The organism is Sinorhizobium alkalisoli, assembly GCF_008932245.1.
In the GTDB taxonomy this organism is placed as follows: Bacteria; Pseudomonadota; Alphaproteobacteria; order Rhizobiales; family Rhizobiaceae; genus Sinorhizobium; species Sinorhizobium alkalisoli.
In genome coordinates this window covers 1,481,569-1,500,156 of record NZ_CP034910.1, presented here as the reverse complement: position 1 = coordinate 1,500,156, position 18,588 = coordinate 1,481,569, and the positions used below count along the sequence as shown (strand labels likewise).

Below are 18,588 nucleotides of genomic sequence, written 5' to 3'. Positions count from 1 at the left end.
GCTCAGGCCGCGACTTCCAGAGTACGCTGCCGCAGACAATTTACGTAACGTGAAGCGACCACCTCCAGCTGTAATGCTTCGTCCGCCGGCGCAAACTTCCTGGCAGTCGTCCAAAGACCGACCTGGAAAGCCAGGTAGCAGATCTCGAAGACCGCCTGCAGTTCCGCGTTCACGGCACGCAAGCACCCGTCGGAAACAGCCGCGCGCAGCTTTGCCGTTTCGTCCGGTGACAGATCGAACTCGATTGCCGCGCCCGCTATGTCCCATGCCACGTCCTGTGCGCCGACAAGGTCGTGGCCTTCGCTGTGGTCGAGCGCATCCGTCTTGAGGAAGCCGCGTTCCCCGGCAGGAAGCCATTCCCAGGCGTGCAGCCGATTGTCGGTATCGATCGGCACAGGGAGGTCGGCGTAGCGTAAAGAATCGTCGACGCGCTCTCTCACGGCCCGGCCGGCCGCCGCCCCCAACGCTTCTTCCGTGTTCATTACGGTCATCTCGCAGAGCTTGGAAAGCGAGGCGCCGCCGGTTGCCGGCGCAGGCAGGCGGCGAGCCCGGAACGCCAGGTACTCGCCGAGATGTGCGACGAAATCCCCGCGGTGCAGATCTCGCGGGGCCAAGTGTGCCGGCACCCATTTCTGAACCAGAAAGCCGTGGCAGAGCCCCGCAACCGGTGGCGTGAAACCAGCCGCCGCGAGCAGGCGCGCCTTGGCGTATTTGCGCTCGCCGATATTGCCAAGGCCGGCGAACTTGACGAGCCAGAGCCCGTTTGCCGTGTGCGCCAGGAATTTTCGCCGCTCGAACCTGCGATCCGCGGGAGGCCATGCCTGCCGATCACCGGCAGTGGCGCGCCGCCAGGTGCCGCAGGAAATATCTTCTAGGGGCCGCTCCAGCGGGCCGACAAGGTCGCTTACCCAGGACGCCAGCCGGTGAGTGGGAGGGGCGCCACCAAGGAGGAGCTCGTCCATGTCGACAACGTGCCGCGGGCTCGCTTTCCACCGGACACGGTGGCGGCGAGAGGCCTCGGGCCCAAGACGTCCTTTGTGTCCTGGGAAGAAGTGAAGGCGCCTGTCACGGCCGGCGTGCTCCTCGAGCCAGTCGGCCACACTGCCGAACGAACTGCCGGAAAGGCCGGGGCCCTCGTCGACGATCGCGAATTCGGCGTCGGGGTGGCGCAGCAAGTGCCGGGAAAGCTTGGGCGCGATGACAGTTCGCTTTCGGTAAGGCGGCCCGACCGGGCGCACCGTCTCCGGTGGCGCGGCCCCGATTGCCGCGGAAACGACGGCCGAAAGAGTGGTGCCGATGGACCGGATACCGATCACGACGTTGTTCGAAGAAAGCTTCGAACGTATCGCCGCCTCGATGTAGCTTTCCGGATAGAGACCGTAAAAGGCGAAGCCCTCCCCTTCCCTTATCGATAGCGCCTCAGGTTTCCGAAGCTCCCGCAGAAGGGCAGACATGCGGACGGGGTCGGCCGGATCCCAGGCGAAATCGTGAAGCCAGGATTGGACCACGAGGTCCGCGATCTGGATAAGCAGGCCTCCGGCCGCTTTCCGCACGGGCGAGACTTCGTCGGCGCCAATGCTCTTGAACTCGAGATCCGACAATCCCTGTGCCAGTTCGCCGGCGTTCAGCAGGACGCCAACCAGACCCATGTGCCTTGCGATCCCTGGTGGCTGATGCTCAACCTTCGCCAGCCTTTCGGCAATTGCCTCGCAGAGAGCGTCAGCGCATTCCGAGCGCTTGGAGTCGCCGTACACCAGCATCTGATCGCCTTTCCCGTTCGCCTTCAACGCGTGGCCCGGGAATTCGATCCGCGCGGTGCGTGTCATTTCAAGGAACCAATCCAGCGCGCATGGGTTTGACAAGCATTGTAGATGCTATGCGGGAGTGCGGAGATGCGATCGAAATCCATTCGGATCGGCCTGGCGGGGGTGGGCAATTGTGCCTCGTCGCTGGTCCAGGGGCTCACCTTCTATCGTAATGCCAGAGAGGGCGAACCGGTTCCCGGGCTGATGCATGTCGCTCTCGGCGGCTATCATGTGAGCGACATCGAGATCGCCGCGGCATTCGACGTCGCCGCCTCGAAGGTGGGCCGGGATGTTGCCGATGCGATCTACGCCAAACCCAACAACACCTTTCGCTTCGCCGATGTCGCTCCGACGGGTGTGACCGTTCAACGCGGCCGGACGCTTGACGGCATCGGCCGATATCTCCGCGAGAACATAGAAGAAGCCGACCAGCCCGCGGTCGATGTCGCCGAAGTGCTGCGGGAAAGCGAAACGGATGTACTCGTTTCTTATCTGCCCGTCGGCTCGGAGGCGGCTACGCGCTGGTATGCGGAACAGGCGCTGGCCGCCGGTTGCGGTTTCATCAATTGCATCCCCGTCTTCATCGCGTCCGACGGCGCCTGGCAGAGGCGCTTTGCCGAACGCGGTCTGCCGCTCATCGGCGACGATATTAAAAGCCAGGTCGGCGCCACCATCGTGCATCGCCTGCTCGCCAATCTCTTCCGCGACCGCGGCGTACGGATCGACCGGACCTATCAGCTCAATTTCGGCGGCAATACCGACTTCCTCAATATGCTCGAGCGGGAGCGGCTGGAATCGAAGAAGATTTCGAAGACCCAATCGGTCCTTAGCCAATTGGATGTCCCGCTCGCTGCCGACGACATCCATATCGGCCCAAGCGACCATGTTCCCTGGCTTGCCGACCGGAAATTCGCCTATATCCGCGTCGAGGGTACCACCTTCGGCAATGTCCCGCTCAGTGTCGAGTTGAAGCTCGAAGTCTGGGATTCACCCAATTCCGCGGGCGTCGTCATCGATGCAGTGCGCTGCGCCAAGCTTGCGCTCGACCGCAAGATGGGTGGGCCGCTGATCGCCCCATCGAGCTATTTCATGAAGTCTCCGCCGCGGCAGTTCACCGATGCAGAAGCACGCCGACGCCTGGAGGAGTTCATCGCCAGCGACGAAGAAGGACTCCTGGGAGCGGCTGAGTGACGACCACGTTCATTCTGGTGCGGCACGCCGCTCACGACCGGATCGGTCAGTTCCTCGCCGGGCGAACGACCGACGTTTCCCTCGGCGTAGCCGGGAGAAAACAGGCAGAGCGGCTCGCGGCGCAACTCGCCGGCGAGGGAATTGCCTCGATCTATGCGAGCCCCCGCAAGCGGACCAACGAGACCGCCGGTGCCATTGCCGCAGCCGCCGGACTTGGCCAGGTGACCAGGGCGGAAGCGCTCGACGAGGTCGACTTTGGCGCCTGGTCCGGCAAAACCTTCGAGACGCTTCACAGCGATTCGCTATGGCGGCAATGGAACTCTATGAGAAGCCGCGTGCGCGCGCCCGGGGGCGAGACCATGTCCGACGTGCAGCGGCGCGTGACGCAGTTCGTCGAGACTCTGGCAAAGGACCATGACGGCAGGAAAGTCGCTCTTGTCAGTCACGCCGATGTCATCAAGGCGCTCGTCTGCCACGTGCTCGGTCTTTCGCTGGATGCCTGGCCCCGTTTCGAGATTGCGCCGGCCTCTGTTTCCGCGGTGGCGGCAAGCGGCGGCGACATGAAACTCCTGATGCTGAACCGCGAAGTGCCCGAGCATGACGAGACAGCCCATCTTCTGACAGCGCGGAGGTAATTATGATCGAAGCCGCCATGATCTGGAACGAACCGAACAACAAGTCGCATTGGGACCCGGACCTAGACCCCGACTGGAGCCGATTTGCCCATATGGCGAAACTGGCCGGAGATGCGATCCGCGGTGTGAATCCCCGCCTCACGCGCGTGCTTGGCGGCATTTCGCCGATCGATCCGAATTTCATGGCGCTGATGAAATCCTATGGCGTGCTCGATCATGTCGATGTCGTCGCAGTTCATGGCTTTCCCCTCGATTGGAACCTGTGGCAGATCGACGAATGGCCGCAGAAGATCGAGGAAATTCGGCACGTCACCGATCTGCCCCTATGGGTGAGCGAGGTCGGCGTTTCGACTTTTGGAGCCGAGGAGGTGCAGGCTTGGGGATTGAAAAGGACGGTTGAATTGCTCAAGGGCAGGATTGACCGGATCCAGTGGTACAGCCTCTACGACCTGCCAAGCGCCTGGGGCGCAACCACCCGCCATCGCGAAGCGGAGGGTTCCTCCTATTATCGGCATTTCTACATGGGACTGCTGCGCGAGGACGGCACGCCGAAACCGTCCATCGATGAATTCGCCAGGCACACGCCCGAGCTCGGGCTGATGCAGTGGTTCCATTTCGAGGACCCGCGTCTGGACGAAGCAGTCGCATGGATGAAGCGGCTTGGCGTCACCTATATGCGGACAGGCCTTTCCTGGGCCGATCGCTTCCGGCCTAACGCACTGGACTGGTTCGATCGCCAGATGGAGGCGCTGGAAGACTTCGACGTGACCGTCACCTTCTGCTTCACGCCGGCCCACAGGGGGCTCGCTGCCCATCACACCAGCACGCCGATCGTACCGGAAGAGTTCGCCGAATTCTGCGCCGAAATGACCGAACGCTATGCAACCACCTCCTCAACCCTGGATTTCGTCGATCAGTCGCCTTTCTCCCGGGGGACGATGCGGTCGACGAACCTTCCGACCCAGCCGCGCGAATAGGTGACGCCCTGATAGAACGCGAGCATCGCGGAGGCCCAGCGGAGATAGAGCGCGGGCAGATGCAAGGCGCGGGCGCACCAGAAGACATGATGGCTCTGGGCGCTGATCACGCTTCGCAGCCAATAGACCAGCATGCGCCGCAGCGGCAGGCCGGTGAACTTCGGTGGAACGCGCTTTGAAGGCCTGACGCCGCGCCGCGGCCAGCTTAGACGAAAGGCAAGGCCCTCGCGCCGCTGCCTGAATCCGGCTGCCTGGGTTCGCACCACAAAGGCGCTGTCGACTTCCCGCAGTTCAAGCCGCCCTTCCTCTGCGGCTCGACCGATCAGCCGGTGAAGCTCCGGCGATCGGACAATGACGACATTGGTGCCGCGACCGTCCGACGCATAGGGCTCCACCCAGGCGTCGCCGAAGGAAATATCGGCCGTTTCGGCGACCACGTCATCGCAGAAATTGCAAGCGGAGTTCTGGAAGAAGCCGGCGCCCCAATCGCCATCGACAAGGTGCCACCAGTCCCGACTCCGGCTGCTGCCGTCCCGCATCTCAAGATGCGCGGTGTACCAGTTGGCCGGTCTGTTCTCATCCTTCAGCCGGTAATCGACACCGGTCACCGCGTCGATCCTCTCACCCATCTGCCAGGCGAAGCTCTCGACGAAACGGGCGCTTTTCATATGGCCGCAAAAGAGGCCAAGCATGAACGCGAGCCGCTCCTGTAGCACCGGGTCCCGCCGCCTGAGTAGATGCACGGCCTTGACGAAGCAGGGAATGCCGACGACCGCATAGCGGCCGGGTTGCCGCCGGACTTCTTCGACGATGCCGGATAGCTCGACCGGATGATATCGCGACTTGGCGCCTCTGCGGACGTCCTCTGCCTTTCGCGAGATTTGATAGCGGAAGAAGGGTTGATCGCCGGAAGATGGGACGACATGCGCGACGCCGTCGACCAGCCGCTTTGCCAGGAGCTCGACCGCCGTCCAGGTCGCCATCCCGCCGGAACTCCCTTCGGCGCGAAATATCCCTTCGCGGACATGGCCGACATAGCAGGCCTCGTATCGTCCAATGCGCGGGTCGAGGTACTTGCTCGAGGCAAAACGCTCGGCGGCGATCGCATCTTCATTGGCGGAGCTGGGAGAGAAGGGGCAGATTTCCGCAAAGGCTGAGCTGCCGTTCCTTTCTCCGGAGGTAAGTGGCTTGAGCTGACCAAACCGGTCGGTATGCATTCTGGCAGTGCTTTCGCCGGCCTGCGCTACACAGGCGCCGCAGCCGATGCAGAGGCCGGCCCTGTTCATCTGCGCCGGCGTCAGCACGGCTCGCCTGGCATGATCGGGGGTTCTTTCATTGGAGGACATCGGCCAGATACGTCCCGGATTGCAGGCGGAGTTTTGCGATCCGGGCTGCGATGCCCGGATCGAGCGGTTCCCCGAGCATGGCTTCATAGGTCGCTAGTGGCGTCTCTTCCGAGACGAGGTGATCTTCGGCACCGACCGTTCGCGTGAGATCGCCTATCTTGTTGGAGCGGTAATCCGACAGGGTACAGACGAAAGGCTTCGCATTGATCAGCGAGAACACGCAGCCGTGAAAGAAGTTCGTGGCGACTGCGGCGGAGCCGGCAATGAATCCGGCGAATTCGTACGGCCCTGCGTCGAGCCACTGTCGGTCGGTCCAATCGTTTCGGTAGCCGATACTGACGATATCGAGCGAACAGGATTCCGCCCATCGACGGATGCCGGCCTGGAACCAGTCCGGAAAGGAGTGGCCATACACGGCCAGGTAAGGGGGCATTGGTCCGTTCCCCTGGCTTCGCGCAGGCGATGCGGGAAACTGGAGGCAAGGATCGAGCACGAGCGTGGCGTGACGCTTGAGATCCTTCGCGATGATTGCCCTCGAATTGGCGTCGCGTACGGAAATACCATCGAATTCCCGCAGTTTGTCAGCCCAGTAGGCTTCGATCCCCTGTGCTGCAGGCAAGTTCCCGAAGGTGGCCGCATAGGAGACGAGGCGGCGCGCCGGCACGCCTTCTCCGTAAAAGAGCGGACGGCCCCCATACCAGGGGTGGCTGAGATTCCAGACCTCGTCGCTCCCGACAAGCACAAGGCCGAAGGTTTCGATGCCAGCTGGACTGTCGATCTCGAACGCTCCGCTTAGCGGATAGGACGCGATGGCTTCCGCAAATTTTCTGACCTTCGAAGCATAGAGCGGAAAGTCCGCTCGTGCCGATCTGGCCGGCAGCAGCGGCTGAAAGGCGCAGCGCAATTCGGCGCGGCGGATATGGGCGGAGCGATGGTCGAGTATCACCGGATCGGCTCCGAGCGACCGGAGACCGTCGACCAGACAGCGCGCCTGCCAGAATGATCCGTAGTTGATGCAACGATGGAAGGTGAGGATACCCACTTTCGGCAACGGCTTTGACCTTCTCGGTTGACGGTCGACCGGCTCGAGCGAGATCGACGCTCGCTTCCGCTCAGTCGAAGATCGTCCCCTTGGCACCCTCGTACTCGCGCGCAAGTTTCTCGATGGCTTCGCGAGCCTCGTCGAAGCTCCAACCTGCCCCTTGAGCTTCGTGGGCGAGCGTCAGCAACTCACCGGTCATCTCTCCGCCCATGGCGGCGACGACGCTGTCCTGAGAGCTTGCCGCCAGATCCGCGACGGCGGGCCGCAGCGCGGCGAGGCAGTCCGCCTGTCGACCGGGATAACCGGAAGTATGCCTGGGCGCAGAAATGATATGTGACTCCACCATTGTTTACCCTCCATCTCCGACGATCTCGTGAACGAGAGGAGTAATCGCGGGCTCAGGCGATTGTTCCGTCGATCCGAGGGGCAGAACAAGAACCGCTCGAATTCGTACTCTAAGCGCGAACAAAGCTTGAACTTTCGTGCCTAACCACCTCGGCCATCAACGAGCTGATCTCCACGCGTTTGGTGCCATCGCTTGACCTTGCTGTCTGAGGGCATAACTCTGAATATCGGCACGGTGGTGGAGTTCACCGCATAAGAGCCGCCCGGCAAATGACTGCTGTTTGATGAAGAGCAGGAGTATGTGAAATGGGCAATTCCAGGACAGACTTGACCCCCGATAGCCGCAACAGCGCCGCGGAGCACTCGCTCATACGCGTTTCGGACGAAGATTGTCGGCAGCCTACGAATTCGCCAACGGCTTCGCTGAGGAAGCCCGGCGGGACGTCGCGTTCCTGCGCGCCGAAGGGCGGCAGGACGGGACGCGGACCTTCAAGCTGATCGAGGCCGAGCCGCTGCGCACGAGCTTCGGCGAGAACCTCGACCGCCCCGTCTAAATCGCGACAATTCCTGCGCCGTTGCTGGCGACCCTATGCGGCGGTAATATTGGCATTCCTGTGACAAGTCGTCCGGGAGTGGGCCAGGAGCGATGTGGGAGCATCGCGGAAGGAGGTCCCGGTGAACATGGCGTCAGCGAATGGCGAGAGGAGAGAGCGGCCGGCAGCGCCGGTCTCGGCCGAAGAGGGCTACGCCGCGGCCATTCATGCGGATGTGCTTGCATTGCTGCCCGATCCGGCGAGCGCCCGCGCCTGTCTGGACATCGCCGAAGACGCTGCACGGGCCATCGGTGGCCGCATGGCCGCCGCCCATGTCGGAGCCGATCCCGAAGCGATGATCGCCGCGCCGGAGGAGATCGACCTGCAGATGCTGCGTGAGCTCGAGGAAGGGTCCCCGCACGAGCGTCTCGAGCACGTCGAGCAATCGTTCGAGGAATGGAAACGGGCCAGAACAGATCGCGAAGAGATCCTGCTGGACGACTGCCGCGGCGATCTCGTTCGCTGTGTGACGAGCCTATGCCACGACACAGCGCTGGTCGTCGCCCCGACCCATGGAAACATGGACGCGCGCGACGCTTTCCATGACATTCTTTTCAACGAAGGCAACCTGGTGCTCGTGCCGCCGGCGGCCGGATATTCCGGCCATCTCCTGAGACATGTCGTGATCGGCTGGAAGCCGCATGCCCATGCGCGCGATGCCGTCGTGGCGGCAAGGCGCTGGCTGGCAGCGGCCGAGCGCGTCACGGTCCTCTGCGTCAACGACAAACCCGACGGTAGGTACCAGCACACGGCAAGCGAACTTCTCGCCCAGCTTGGCCTCAAGGGCGGCGTCGTGGCGATCAGTTCGGAAAACCGCTCTGTCGGGGAAGCCATCCTCGACTTCGCCGGTTCAGCCAACGCGACCTGCCTGCTGATCGGGGCATTCAAGCATGGATACTTTCTCGAACTGCTTCTCGGCCGCGTCACCCGTTACCTGCTGTCGTATGCGGCGCTTCCCTTGATGATGAAGCATTAAGCGGGTTCCGGAAAAGTGTCACACGCCTTGAACTGCGCGTGGGCGATCACCTGTGCGTAGCGCTGCTGCTCTTCGCGCTCCTCCTCCACCACCTCGTCGATCGTGCTAGGCGCGCCCGTCAGTTCCTCGACCGAGATCATGTGCAGCTTCGCCCACAGGCGATGCGCGAGCTTGATCGCCACGTCGAGGGCCCTTGCAGCACCTTCCGAGCCATCGTTGGCGATCAGGGTTTTGTCGGACATCTCACCCCCCTCCTTCGCAAACGGCAAGCGTCGTTCCGCCGGATCCTCACCTCCACGGGAACCATAGGCGTTCAGACCCGTTAGGAAAAATGCTGTAACGGCGCGGCCGCGAGGGACGCATCAGGCCGCCAGTCGACTGGCAAATCGCGAACGTATAGCGCGCCGTTCCAAAGGAGAGGTGGACGCAATGGAACCGCTGGCGAGCCATATGGTCGTGCATATCCTGCTTATGAACGTCCTCGCCCCGCTCGCGGCCATGAGCGCGTGCGCTTTCTGGCAGCAAGGACGAGAACCCGCAGGCGGCGCGCTGGCCTTCGCGACGGCAGCGCAACTCCTCAGCCTTTGGCTGTGGCACGCACCGCCTTTGCTCACGCGCGCCCTCGCCTCCGCTCCGCTTCACCTGCTCATGTACGGGAGCCTTCTTCTCACCGCCTTTCTGTTCTGGTGGGTGGTCCTTCGTTTCCGCGGAAATCAAAGCTGGAAACCGATCCTCTCGCTGCTCGTGACCAGCAAGCTTTATTGCGTGCTGGGTGTGCTCTTCCTGTTCGCGCCGAGAGTGCTCTTTACCGGCATAGCCGGTGATCCCGGCACCGGTGCCCCCACTCCTGAGGCTGTTCTGGCCGATCAGCAGCTTGCGGGATTGCTCATGCTGACTGCCTGCCCGGCAACTTACGTTCTCGGCGGGGTCGTCCTTGGCGCACGATGGCTGTTCGCCATGGAAACCGAGGAAATTGACCGGTCAAGTGCGGGTGGAGAAGCGTGGACCTGAAGGAACTGCACTGGACGACGATTGCAAAGGTACTCGCCCTGGCGGGTGCCGGCGTGATTGCCGCGGGTGCGGTCGTCGTCCTGTCCGGTGTCTACAATGTCGCGGCCTCGCGGGATCACCTGCGAATCACAACGTGGCTCTTCGAAGTGATCCGCGAACGTTCGATCACCGTCCGCAGCTATCCGGTCGAGGTGCCGCCGCTCGACGACGAAGGCATGGTTCGCCTCGGCGCCAGCCATTATGAGGGCGGCTGCGCACCCTGCCACAGCCGGCCGGGCGAAGAAATAGATCCGATCGTCAGAGGGATGCTGCCTCCGCCTCCTGATCTGAGGACCATCGGTGAGCGACGCCCTCCCGAGGAAATTTTCTGGATCGTCAAACATGGAATGAAATATACCGGCATGCCCGCCTGGCCGAGCTCGCAACGAGACGACGAAGTCTGGGCCGTGACGGCGTTCCTCGCCCGCCTTCCAGATGCGACAGACGACTATAGAGAGCTTTCCGGCCTCACCCGCGGCGGTGTTGGTGATACGCGTGGACAGCTGGCGAGCGGGAGAGCGCTGACACAATGTGCGCGCTGCCATGAAAGTGGGAGCAACGGTACGAACGGCGACCGCGTGCCGCGGCTTGCGGGGCAAACCGAAGCCTATCTGTTGCGCAGCCTTCGGGAATATGCCGAGCAGATGCGTCCGAGCGGCGCAATGGAACCCGTAGCCGATCTCCTGGACGAGCGAGAACGACAGAGGCTGGCGTCCTACTACTCGGCCCTGCGCCCGGCCGCGGAGGCGGAGCGGGCCGCACCGGACGTGGAGCAGCTTCGGCGCGGCCAATCCATCGCGCTTCGCGGCATTCCTGAGCAGCAGGTACCCGCATGCATGAGTTGTCACGCGGGGCGGCAGTCGTCCCAATTCCCATTGATCGCCGGCCAACATGCTGACTATATCAAGACACAATTGCACCTCTGGCGGCAGGGCGGACGCAGGGGATCGGCCTATGGGCGGATCATGGCCGTCGTCGCCGGGGCCCTCGAGCCGGCACAGATCGAAGATGTTGCCGCCTATCTTGCCTCGCAACCTCATGGGTTGGCGTCTCCAAGCCCAATGGCGGAGGCGCATCAATGAACCCCGTCAGATCGATCACGCCGCTTGCTCTCCTCGCTTTGCATGGCTGCGCCGGCGTTCAGTCGGCCCTCGAACCGGCTGGTACCGAGGCGGAGCGGATCAATGTCCTCGGCTGGGTGCTGATACTGTTCTCTGCCGCCGTGCTGGTGGGGGTCTGTGCGATCGCGGCTGCGGCATTGTTTGGCGGCGATGCCCTGCGTGCTCGATTATCCGGAGAACGGCTGGTGATCGGAGGCGGCATTATCTTTCCGTTTCTCTCCCTCAGTGTTCTGTTGAGCTACGGCTTCTACCTGATGGGATCGAACGCGCCGGCTATGGACACGGACGGCCGGCTGCGCGTCGAAGTCGTGGGAGAGCGCTGGTGGTGGCGGGTGACTTATATCGACGAAGACGGTCGACGGATCGAGAGCGCCAACGAAATCCGGCTGCCCGTTGGACGGCAGGTGGAGATCGAACTTACGTCGGCGGACGTGATCCACAGCTTCTGGGTGCCGAAACTTGCCGGCAAGCTCGACATGATTCCGGGCCGCACCAACCGGATGACGCTTCATGTGACGGAGACCGGGATCAGTCGTGGGCAGTGCGCCGAGTATTGCGGCGGCCCGCATGCCCTCATGGCATTTTTCGTCGTCGCGTTACCGGAAGTCGAGTTCGCCGCCTGGCTCGAGCGCGAAGCTGCCGATGCTCTGCCGCCCACCAGCGCCGAGGCGGTGACCGGACAGGCGCTGTTCCAGTCTTCCGGCTGCGTCGCATGCCACAGGGTACGGGGGTCCGTGGCGCAGGGGACGATCGGCCCAGATCTGACGCATGTCGGCAGCAGGCACTCGCTCGCCGCGGCCACCCTCGAAAACGACCCGGCAGCCTTCGCCCGTTGGATCCGGGACAGTCAACATGTGAAGCCCGAAAACCTCATGCCTTCCTTCGAAATTTTCACCGAGAGCGAGCTCGATCAGCTTGCACTCTATCTGGATCAGTTGAGGTGACGACCGATGCTTGATTTCACAGCCCTCGGACTGTGGCTGAACCTCGCGATTTTCGCCGGAGCGGCTGCGACTGTCTGGATGGCGGGCGTCCGCATCACGCGTTACGCCAACATCATCAGCGTCAGGACAGGCGTCGGACAGGCATTCGTCGGCGTCGTGCTTCTCGGCGGGATCACCTCCCTGCCGGAGCTGGCGGTGGCGGTGAGTTCGTCGCTGGCCGGAAACGCGAGCCTCGCGGTCAACAGCATGCTCGGCGGCATCGCGATGCAGGTGGCGATCCTTGCGCTTGCCGACATGCTGATCGGCAAACGGGCGCTGACCTCCGTCGTCCCCGATCCGGTCGTGATGCTCCAGGGCTGTTTCAAGATTCTGCTTTTGTCGATCGTCGCTGCCTCGATCGTGGTCGGTGACGTGCCGGTGCTCTTCACCGGTCTTTGGATGTGGCTCTTGGCCGCTGTTACCGGCCTCGGCCTGTGGGCCCTCTCGCGTGCACAGCACCGCAAGGCGTGGGTCGCCAATGACGAAGATGTGACGCAGGAGCGCGAACAATCAAAAGCGCGCGAGGAGGCGAAAGAGAGTGATGAGTCCCTCAGCGCGGCTGGCTGGGCCGCGGCCGCCACAGGAGCCGTCATCATTGCCGCTGGTTATCTGCTGTCGCGCACGGCGGAGGCGATCGCTGAGGAAACCGGCCTCGGCCAGAGCTTCGTCGGGGCTGTACTCGTCGCGATCGCAACCTCTCTTCCGGAAGCGAGCACGGTGTTCGCCGCTGCGCGGGCCGGGCTCTACACCATGGCGATGTCGGATATTTTCGGCACGAATCTGTTCGACATTTTCTTTCTATTCCTCATCGATCTTACCGGAGGGGCCGATGCGGTCATGAACAGCGTCGGCCGCTTCGAGACCTTTGCGGCGCTGATCGCCATCACCGTCACGGCGACCTTTCTCATCGGCTTGGTCGAGCGGCGAGACCGGACAATTTTCAAGATGGGCTACGATGCCTTCGCCGTCCTGACGGTATACCTTTCCGGACTGGTCATACTCTACTTCCTGCGCGACGCTGGTGGAGGAGGTGGATGATGGAACTGCCCAATCCCGATCCGCGCCCCGAAGGCGAGGTCAGAGAACTGGAACGCATCTGGGCGACGCCACGGGGATGGCGACTGGTCACCGCCGTCAACAATACGGTGATCGGGCTGCTCTATATCGGCGTCGCCTTTCTCTTTTTCCTGATGGCGGGCGTGCTGGCGCTCATCATGCGGGCGCAGCTGGCCGTCGGCGACAGTCGCCTGATCGATCAGGACCTCTATAATCAGATGTTCACCGTTCACGGCACGACGATGATGTTCCTCTTCGCGGTGCCGGCCGTCGAGGCGCTTGGGGTCATGCTGCTGCCGCAGATGCTCGCCGCCCGCGACCTGCCTTTTCCCCGACTCAGCGCCTTCGCCATCTGGGCCTATGTGGTTGGCGGGCTGGTCTTCTTCTCGACGATTTTCTACGATCTTTCGCCCAAGGGCGGCTGGTTCATGTATCCGCCGCTGACGCTGATGGAGTTTTCACCGGGCGATAATGCCGACTTCTGGCTGCTTGGCATCGGTTTCATCGAGATCTCGGCCATCGCCGGCGCGATCGAGATCGTCGTCGGGACGCTCCGGACCCGCCCTCCGGGCATGTCGCTCGCACAGATGCCGATCTTCGCCTGGACCATGTTGATCTTCGCCAGCATGATCATGTTCGCTTTTCCCGCGGTCATCCTGGCGACGATGATGCTCGAAATAGAGAGGGCGTTCGGCTGGCCGTTCTTCACGGCCGCACTCGGAGGCGATCCGCTGCTCTGGCAGCATCTCTTCTGGTTCTTCGGCCATCCGGAGGTCTACATCATCTTCCTGCCGGCCGCAGGTCTCGTCTCTATGATCGTGCCGACCATGGCCCGTACGCCGCTCGTCGGCTACCACCTGATCGTGGTGGCGCTGATCGCGACCGGCTTTTTCAGCTTCGGGCTTTGGGTGCACCACATGTTCACGACGGGCATACCGGCACTCAGCCTTGCCTTCTTTTCGGCCGCCAGCATGGCCGTCGCCGTACCGTCCGGCATTCAGGTCTTCGCCTGGATCGCCACCATCGCCGCCGGGCGAGAACGATTTCGCATGACGACCCCGTCGCTGTTCATCCTGGGATTCCTCTTCATCTTCACGCTCGGCGGTCTCACCGGCGTGATGGTGGCCATGGTGCCCTTCGACTATCAGGTGCACGATACCTATTTCGTCGTCGCGCATTTCCACTACGTGCTGATCGGTGGCTTCGTGTTCCCGCTGTTTGCGGCGTTCTACTACTGGATACCACTCTTCAGCAGGCGCCCGCTTTCGGAGCGGCTCGGCCGCTGGGTTTTCTGGCTGATGTTCATCGGCTTCAACGTGGCGTTCCTGCCAATGCACCTGACGGGGCTCAAAGGCATGCCCCGGCGCGTCTGGACCTACCCCGGCGACATGGGCTGGAACCTGCTGAACACCATTTCCACCGTCGGGGCCTTCGTGCTCGGCGCCGGCGTGCTGGTGTTCCTGGTCGACCTCGTCGCGAAGTTCCGAGCCGGCAATGCCGAGGTCGAGAATCCATGGGGAGCGGGCACGCTCGAATGGCTGCCGAACGACGTCTATTCCACCCGCAGCATTCCGCACATCACCAGCCGCGAACCGCTGTGGGACAGGCCGACCCTTCCCCGGGAGGTGCGGGACGGCCATCACTATCTTCCCAACGCCCCAACGGGCGGGCGAGAAACCATTGTCACCTCGCCGATCCACGCCCGACCGCAATACATCATCCAGATGCCGGGTCCCGGCTGGCCGCCTTTCCTCGCAGCGGTCTTTACGGCGGCCTTCTTCCTGCTGCTGACGGTCAAGATCGTGACCGTCGCCGCAGTCTGCGGCGTGCTTGCCATAGCCTTCGTGCTCATCTGGACCTGGGGCCTTGATCCCGGTCCATCCAAGGGCACGATCGACATAGCCAAGGGCGTTCGCCTGCCCACCTACATGACCGGTCCGGCCTCGCATTCCTGGTGGGCGATGGTGGTACTGATGATCGTTGCCGGCTCCCTCTACTTCGCCTACGTCTTCTCCTATCTGTTTCTCTGGCTCGTGTCGCCCGAAGTCTGGGCGCCGGCCGGATCTCCGGCGCCGCCGCCCGGCCTCTGGCCGGCTTCAACCGCGACGCTGTTGCTCTCCGGTTCGGCCCTCATCTGGATCATCAGCCGCAGACTCGGGAAACTCGCCACGTCACCATTCGCCATGACGGCGGCTCTGCTGCTATCGCTCGCCTCTCTGATCGGCGCGCTTGCGCTCGAACTTTCAGGCCATCTGATGACCGGCCTCAGCCCCGGCGACAACGCCTACGGCGCCATGGTCTATCTCGGCGTGGTGCTCTTCGGCCAGCTTGCCTTCGCGCTTGCAATACTGGGGTTGTATACGCTCGCGCGATACCTCACAGGCAAGCTCGACGGCGTGCGCCGCGTGACATTCGACAACTACATGCTGTTGTATCACTACGCCGTGGCGCAGTCGCTGCTCGGGCTTGGGCTCGTGCACGGTTTCCCGCGGCTGATCGGGTAGGTTGGCGATGATCGAGCCTGGAAAGGAAGCACCAATCGCCAGCGCAATCCTCTTCCTGCTGGCCGGACCAATTCTGTGGGCGACACACCTCCTTCTCGTCTATGGCGTTCAGTCGGCAGCCTGCGCCGTCGGAAACAGCGCAATGGCCCCATCGGTTCTGATCCAGGCGTCGGTGATTCTGGCGACGCTCGGGGCCATTCTGTTGCTATGTTTCAGCCTCTTCTTCCCCGGCCGCCTTGCCCATATGCTGCGCTACGAGATGCCGGAGCCGCACAACCGCACCTTTTCGGTCCGCGTTGAACGACTGTTGAGCTTGCTGTCGCTCATGGGGGTCGTCTGGAGCGGCGCATCGGTCTTCCAGATCGACGTGTGCGGACTGTTGAGGTGACGGGCCAAGGTGAGGCGAGCAATTCGCCGCCCGTCTCTATTCGCGCGGTTCTGCTTCGCGCTCGTCCAGCCTGTGAAGCACCTGCTCAGGCGTGATCTCCGTTGCAAGTTCGTCAAGGGTGGCATCGGCGTCCGTCTTTACGTCCAGGCGCTCGGCGATGGTGGAAACGAGTGCCAGGAGCCGTGTCGCCTCCTGCTCCGCAAGCAGGGATATCTGCAGGTTCAGATCCGCCCGCCTGGCATCATCCCGGGCCATGCGGTTCTGGGAGATCAGCACAAAAGTGGTGACGAAGATGGCTTCCACGGAGGCGATCATGGCGAGCATGGCGAAGGTGGGATCGAAAACAGGCACTTTGGGCACCAGCCCGAGATTCGCGATGATCCAAGCCCCGAAGGCGAGCACGTGCAGGCAGACAAAGTTCAGAGAGCCCGCGAAGTTCGTGATGCGCTGCGAAATCTGTTCCTGCGCCGTTTTGCTCCGTTCATCATCCTCGCGCTGTTTCAGCACCGCACGAATGTTGCGATCGAGCCGCGGCGTGGCCTGTGCAGGCGGTGCGGTCCGATAAGTTGCCTCGTGCGGGTCTTGCATTCCTCACCGGCGGTCGATGAATTTGTTGAAGCGGCTGAGACTGCCATCCGCGGTCTTGTCCTGGTGCAGGAACAGCAGTCTGTTTTCATCGAAGACACGAAAAAATTCTTCCCAGGAAATCGGCTCGAGGGATTCCTCCGGCTCACCGAAATCAATGCGGAGCAGGCCGCCGTTCGAAGTGGCCTTCACTCTCGCCGGGCGACCATTGCGTTCCTCGACCCAGCGTCTGATTTCCTCATGCTTGTCAGTTGCGGTGGCTTCACTCATGAGACCTTCCTCTTCGCTGCTTCGCCGGATTGATCATCACAACCACGCAGAACATCACCATGTTCCATGGAAGCACATCTCTCTGGGAATGATACGCTGGCGATCAGTTTGGCCCGCAGCAGGAGCCGGTGACCGGTACCGAGGGAAGGCGCAAATTCGGTGCGCCGTTCTCGTGCGTAGGTCACCGGCGTTTTTGAGAGCGCGCGGCCCTCCGTTCAGGCCGCTTTCGCCTTCTGGTTCGCCGCTTCTACGGCAAGCTTAGTGAGCTTCTTGTCCGTTTCACCCTCTTCTTGGAGGGTGGCGTCGAGGAGCGACACCGCTTCCTTGAGGCCAAGCTGCTGTGCCCAGGTCTTCAGCGTGCCATAGCGGGCGATCTCGTAATGCTCAACCGCTTGCGCGGCGGCAATCAGCCCCGCATCCACGGCGGGCGATCCCTTGAACTCCTCGGCTACGTCCTCGCCTTCGGCAATAAGGCCGTCCATCGCTTCACATGTCTTACCCTGGGCCCGCTTGCCGATGATCTCGAACACCTTCTGAAGCCGCTCGACATGCGTCTCGGTCTCTTCCTTGTGCTTTTCGAACGCCTCTTTGCAGTTCTGGGATTTCGCTGCCCTGGCCATCTTCGGCAGCGCCTTCAGGATCTGTCGCTCGGCATAATAGATGTCCCTGAGCGTCTCGTGGAACAGGTTCTCAAGTGTTTTTTCTGGCATGGCTTACCCTCCTTCGTGACGAGCCCGTCTAACGCCGTCCCATGAAATTGGTTCCGTCAGAATGGCAGCGATTGCATCTTTCTCCGGCGATCTGCATGACCGCGGGTAGCCGCCGTAAAACGAAAGTGGTCGTGCCGGATTGATGCCCTATCTTCCCCCGGATCACTCCTTCCACCATAGGTGCAGCAATGTTGAAATGGGCCTTGATCTTCTTTGTGATTTCGCTGGTTGCGGGCTTCCTCGGCTTCTCCGGCGTTTCGGCTGCAACCGCCGGAATTGCCAAGATCCTGTTCTTCATCGCCGTGGCCATATTCCTTATCTTTCTCGTCCTCGCGATCATGGCCGGCGGAATCGTGCTCTGAATCCCTGGGAATTGGCACTCTCAGATCGGGGGTAGCCCAGACCGGCAAGCGGCATAGCATCAGTGACCGGCAGGAACATCATCAGAGGTTTGCGAGTGGCGGCGGAACATCTGGGCGCCTTTCGGGTTAGGAGTGCAAATCTTATCGAGGCTTGGGCCCCGGCTCGATCGAAATTCTCAAAGAGCCGCCTTTCGACGCCCAAACCCAAGCGTAAACGATCTTTTGGCTAAGGAGAGCGCAGCATGCTAGGCACCATACTCCTGATCATCCTGATCGTGTTACTCATCGCAGCGGTCCCAACATGGCCCTACTCTTCGGGTTGGGGCTATGGCCCTTCGGGCTTCCTCGGACTGCTGGTCGTCGTGCTCCTAATCCTTGTCCTGATGGGACGGATCTAGAGGCGTCTCGAGGAGACCACTCTAACGGCCAATGGAGACGACCGCGGGCGAGCCCGTCAGCATTTGGAGCTGGCCCTGGGCAAATGGCAGTAACGATGCGCTCCAGAGTTGCAGTCGGCGATCTGCGCGGTGGCCCATCCGAATAGCGCGGCGGCGGGAATTGCCGCTCGAATTCTGCGCCGAGTTCGCCATTTCCGGCGGTAGAAAGGAAGCAGTGCGCGGTTGCGTCACGAAGGAGATTCCCGCCTCGC

Annotated in this window: 21 protein-coding genes; 13 read left to right on the top strand and 8 right to left on the bottom strand. The window is 62.3% G+C overall.

Going from position 1 to position 18,588, the window contains the following annotated elements:
- Window positions 1-2: 2 nt before the first annotated feature.
- Window positions 3-1,826 (bottom strand): hypothetical protein, encoded by a 1,824-nt coding sequence (locus EKH55_RS24760; RefSeq protein ID WP_246231876.1) that lies wholly within the window; start codon window positions 1,824-1,826, stop codon window positions 3-5.
- Between the two features lie 66 nt (window positions 1,827-1,892).
- Between EKH55_RS24760 and EKH55_RS24755 the strand changes: the two genes are divergently transcribed.
- From EKH55_RS24755 to EKH55_RS24745, 3 genes are read left to right on the top strand one after another with little or no spacing between them, the layout of a single operon-like run.
- Window positions 1,893-2,996, top strand: coding sequence for an inositol-3-phosphate synthase (locus EKH55_RS24755; protein ID WP_151613551.1), 1,104 nt, complete (start codon window positions 1,893-1,895; stop codon window positions 2,994-2,996).
- Window positions 2,993-3,631, top strand: a complete 639-nt coding sequence (locus tag EKH55_RS24750) for a histidine phosphatase family protein (RefSeq protein ID WP_151613550.1) — start codon at window positions 2,993-2,995, stop codon at window positions 3,629-3,631. The genes EKH55_RS24755 and EKH55_RS24750 overlap by 4 nt, the downstream gene beginning before the upstream one ends.
- Window positions 3,632-3,633: 2 nt before the next feature.
- A complete protein-coding gene (locus tag EKH55_RS24745) occupies window positions 3,634-4,608 on the top strand; it encodes a glycoside hydrolase 5 family protein (RefSeq protein ID WP_151613549.1) in 975 nt (324 codons plus the stop codon).
- Here EKH55_RS24745 and EKH55_RS24740 read toward each other — a convergent pair.
- The 3 genes from EKH55_RS24740 to EKH55_RS24730 form a co-directional block, all read right to left on the bottom strand.
- Window positions 4,545-5,954, bottom strand: a complete 1,410-nt coding sequence (locus EKH55_RS24740; protein WP_246231874.1) for a Coenzyme F420 hydrogenase/dehydrogenase, beta subunit C-terminal domain — start codon at window positions 5,952-5,954, stop codon at window positions 4,545-4,547. The genes EKH55_RS24745 and EKH55_RS24740 overlap by 64 nt on opposite strands.
- Window positions 5,941-7,005 carry a polysaccharide pyruvyl transferase family protein gene (locus EKH55_RS24735; RefSeq protein WP_151613548.1) on the bottom strand — a complete coding sequence of 355 codons (1,065 nt, stop codon included), beginning with the start codon at window positions 7,003-7,005 and terminating at the stop codon, window positions 5,941-5,943. Before EKH55_RS24735 ends, EKH55_RS24740 begins: the two co-directional genes overlap by 14 nt.
- A 61-nt stretch (window positions 7,006-7,066) precedes the next feature.
- The gene (locus EKH55_RS24730) at window positions 7,067-7,342 is read right to left on the bottom strand and encodes a hypothetical protein (RefSeq protein WP_151613547.1); all 276 of its coding nucleotides are present in this window, start codon (window positions 7,340-7,342) and stop codon (window positions 7,067-7,069) included.
- A 388-nt stretch (window positions 7,343-7,730) separates the two neighbouring features.
- Here EKH55_RS24730 and EKH55_RS29520 point away from each other — a divergent pair, with 388 nt between their 5' ends.
- Together EKH55_RS29520 and EKH55_RS24725 are read left to right on the top strand one after the other, a co-directional pair.
- Window positions 7,731-7,895, top strand: coding sequence for a hypothetical protein (locus EKH55_RS29520; RefSeq protein ID WP_192803816.1), 165 nt, complete (start codon window positions 7,731-7,733; stop codon window positions 7,893-7,895).
- A 127-nt stretch (window positions 7,896-8,022) separates the two neighbouring features.
- Window positions 8,023-8,910, top strand: a complete 888-nt coding sequence (locus EKH55_RS24725) for a universal stress protein (RefSeq protein WP_151613945.1) — start codon at window positions 8,023-8,025, stop codon at window positions 8,908-8,910.
- On the opposite strand, the gene EKH55_RS24720 is transcribed toward EKH55_RS24725, so the two are convergent.
- Entirely contained in the window at window positions 8,907-9,152 is a 246-nt protein-coding gene (locus tag EKH55_RS24720; protein WP_151613546.1) for a universal stress protein, read from the bottom strand. The genes EKH55_RS24725 and EKH55_RS24720 overlap by 4 nt on opposite strands.
- A gap of 187 nt (window positions 9,153-9,339) precedes the next feature.
- On the opposite strand from EKH55_RS24720, the gene EKH55_RS24715 reads away from it, so the two are divergent.
- Genes EKH55_RS24715 through EKH55_RS24690 form a run of 6 tightly spaced genes read left to right on the top strand, consistent with a single transcriptional unit; the run spans window position 9,340 to window position 16,012 of the window.
- Window positions 9,340-9,921, top strand: coding sequence for a cytochrome c oxidase assembly protein (locus tag EKH55_RS24715; RefSeq protein ID WP_151613545.1), 582 nt, complete (start codon window positions 9,340-9,342; stop codon window positions 9,919-9,921).
- Entirely contained in the window at window positions 9,912-11,042 is a 1,131-nt protein-coding gene (locus tag EKH55_RS24710) for a c-type cytochrome (protein WP_151613544.1), read from the top strand. Before EKH55_RS24715 ends, EKH55_RS24710 begins: the two co-directional genes overlap by 10 nt.
- Window positions 11,039-12,025: a cytochrome c oxidase subunit II gene (locus tag EKH55_RS24705; RefSeq protein WP_151613543.1), complete on the top strand. Its 987-nt coding sequence runs from the start codon at window positions 11,039-11,041 to the stop codon at window positions 12,023-12,025. Before EKH55_RS24710 ends, EKH55_RS24705 begins: the two co-directional genes overlap by 4 nt.
- A 6-nt stretch (window positions 12,026-12,031) precedes the next feature.
- Complete coding sequence (locus EKH55_RS24700; protein WP_151613542.1) at window positions 12,032-13,102, top strand: sodium:calcium antiporter; 1,071 nt, start codon at window positions 12,032-12,034, stop codon at window positions 13,100-13,102.
- Window positions 13,102-15,624, top strand: a complete 2,523-nt coding sequence (ctaD, locus tag EKH55_RS24695) for a cytochrome c oxidase subunit I (protein ID WP_151613944.1) — start codon at window positions 13,102-13,104, stop codon at window positions 15,622-15,624. The genes EKH55_RS24700 and ctaD overlap by 1 nt, the downstream gene beginning before the upstream one ends.
- A gap of 7 nt (window positions 15,625-15,631) precedes the next feature.
- Entirely contained in the window at window positions 15,632-16,012 is a 381-nt protein-coding gene (locus tag EKH55_RS24690) for a hypothetical protein (RefSeq protein ID WP_151613541.1), read from the top strand.
- Window positions 16,013-16,048: 36 nt separating this feature from the next.
- Here EKH55_RS24690 and EKH55_RS24685 read toward each other — a convergent pair whose 3' ends face one another.
- The 3 genes from EKH55_RS24685 to EKH55_RS24675 all read right to left on the bottom strand — a co-directional run bounded on the left by EKH55_RS24685 (window position 16,049) and on the right by EKH55_RS24675 (window position 17,577).
- Window positions 16,049-16,600 (bottom strand): DUF1003 domain-containing protein, encoded by a 552-nt coding sequence (locus tag EKH55_RS24685; protein WP_151613540.1) that lies wholly within the window; start codon window positions 16,598-16,600, stop codon window positions 16,049-16,051.
- A gap of 3 nt (window positions 16,601-16,603) precedes the next feature.
- On the bottom strand, window positions 16,604-16,867 hold the full coding sequence (locus EKH55_RS24680; RefSeq protein WP_069457520.1) for a hypothetical protein: 264 nt from the start codon (window positions 16,865-16,867) through the stop codon (window positions 16,604-16,606).
- Between the two features lie 215 nt (window positions 16,868-17,082).
- The gene (locus EKH55_RS24675; protein WP_069457519.1) at window positions 17,083-17,577 is read right to left on the bottom strand and encodes a YciE/YciF ferroxidase family protein; all 495 of its coding nucleotides are present in this window, start codon (window positions 17,575-17,577) and stop codon (window positions 17,083-17,085) included.
- A 188-nt stretch (window positions 17,578-17,765) separates the two neighbouring features.
- Between EKH55_RS24675 and EKH55_RS24670 the strand changes: the two genes are divergently transcribed.
- Together EKH55_RS24670 and EKH55_RS24665 are read left to right on the top strand one after the other, a co-directional pair.
- Entirely contained in the window at window positions 17,766-17,939 is a 174-nt protein-coding gene (locus tag EKH55_RS24670; protein WP_069457518.1) for a DUF1328 domain-containing protein, read from the top strand.
- 242 nt (window positions 17,940-18,181) lie between these two features.
- Window positions 18,182-18,337, top strand: coding sequence for a DUF3309 family protein (locus tag EKH55_RS24665; RefSeq protein ID WP_069457517.1), 156 nt, complete (start codon window positions 18,182-18,184; stop codon window positions 18,335-18,337).
- The last annotated feature ends 251 nt before the right edge of the window (window positions 18,338-18,588 follow it).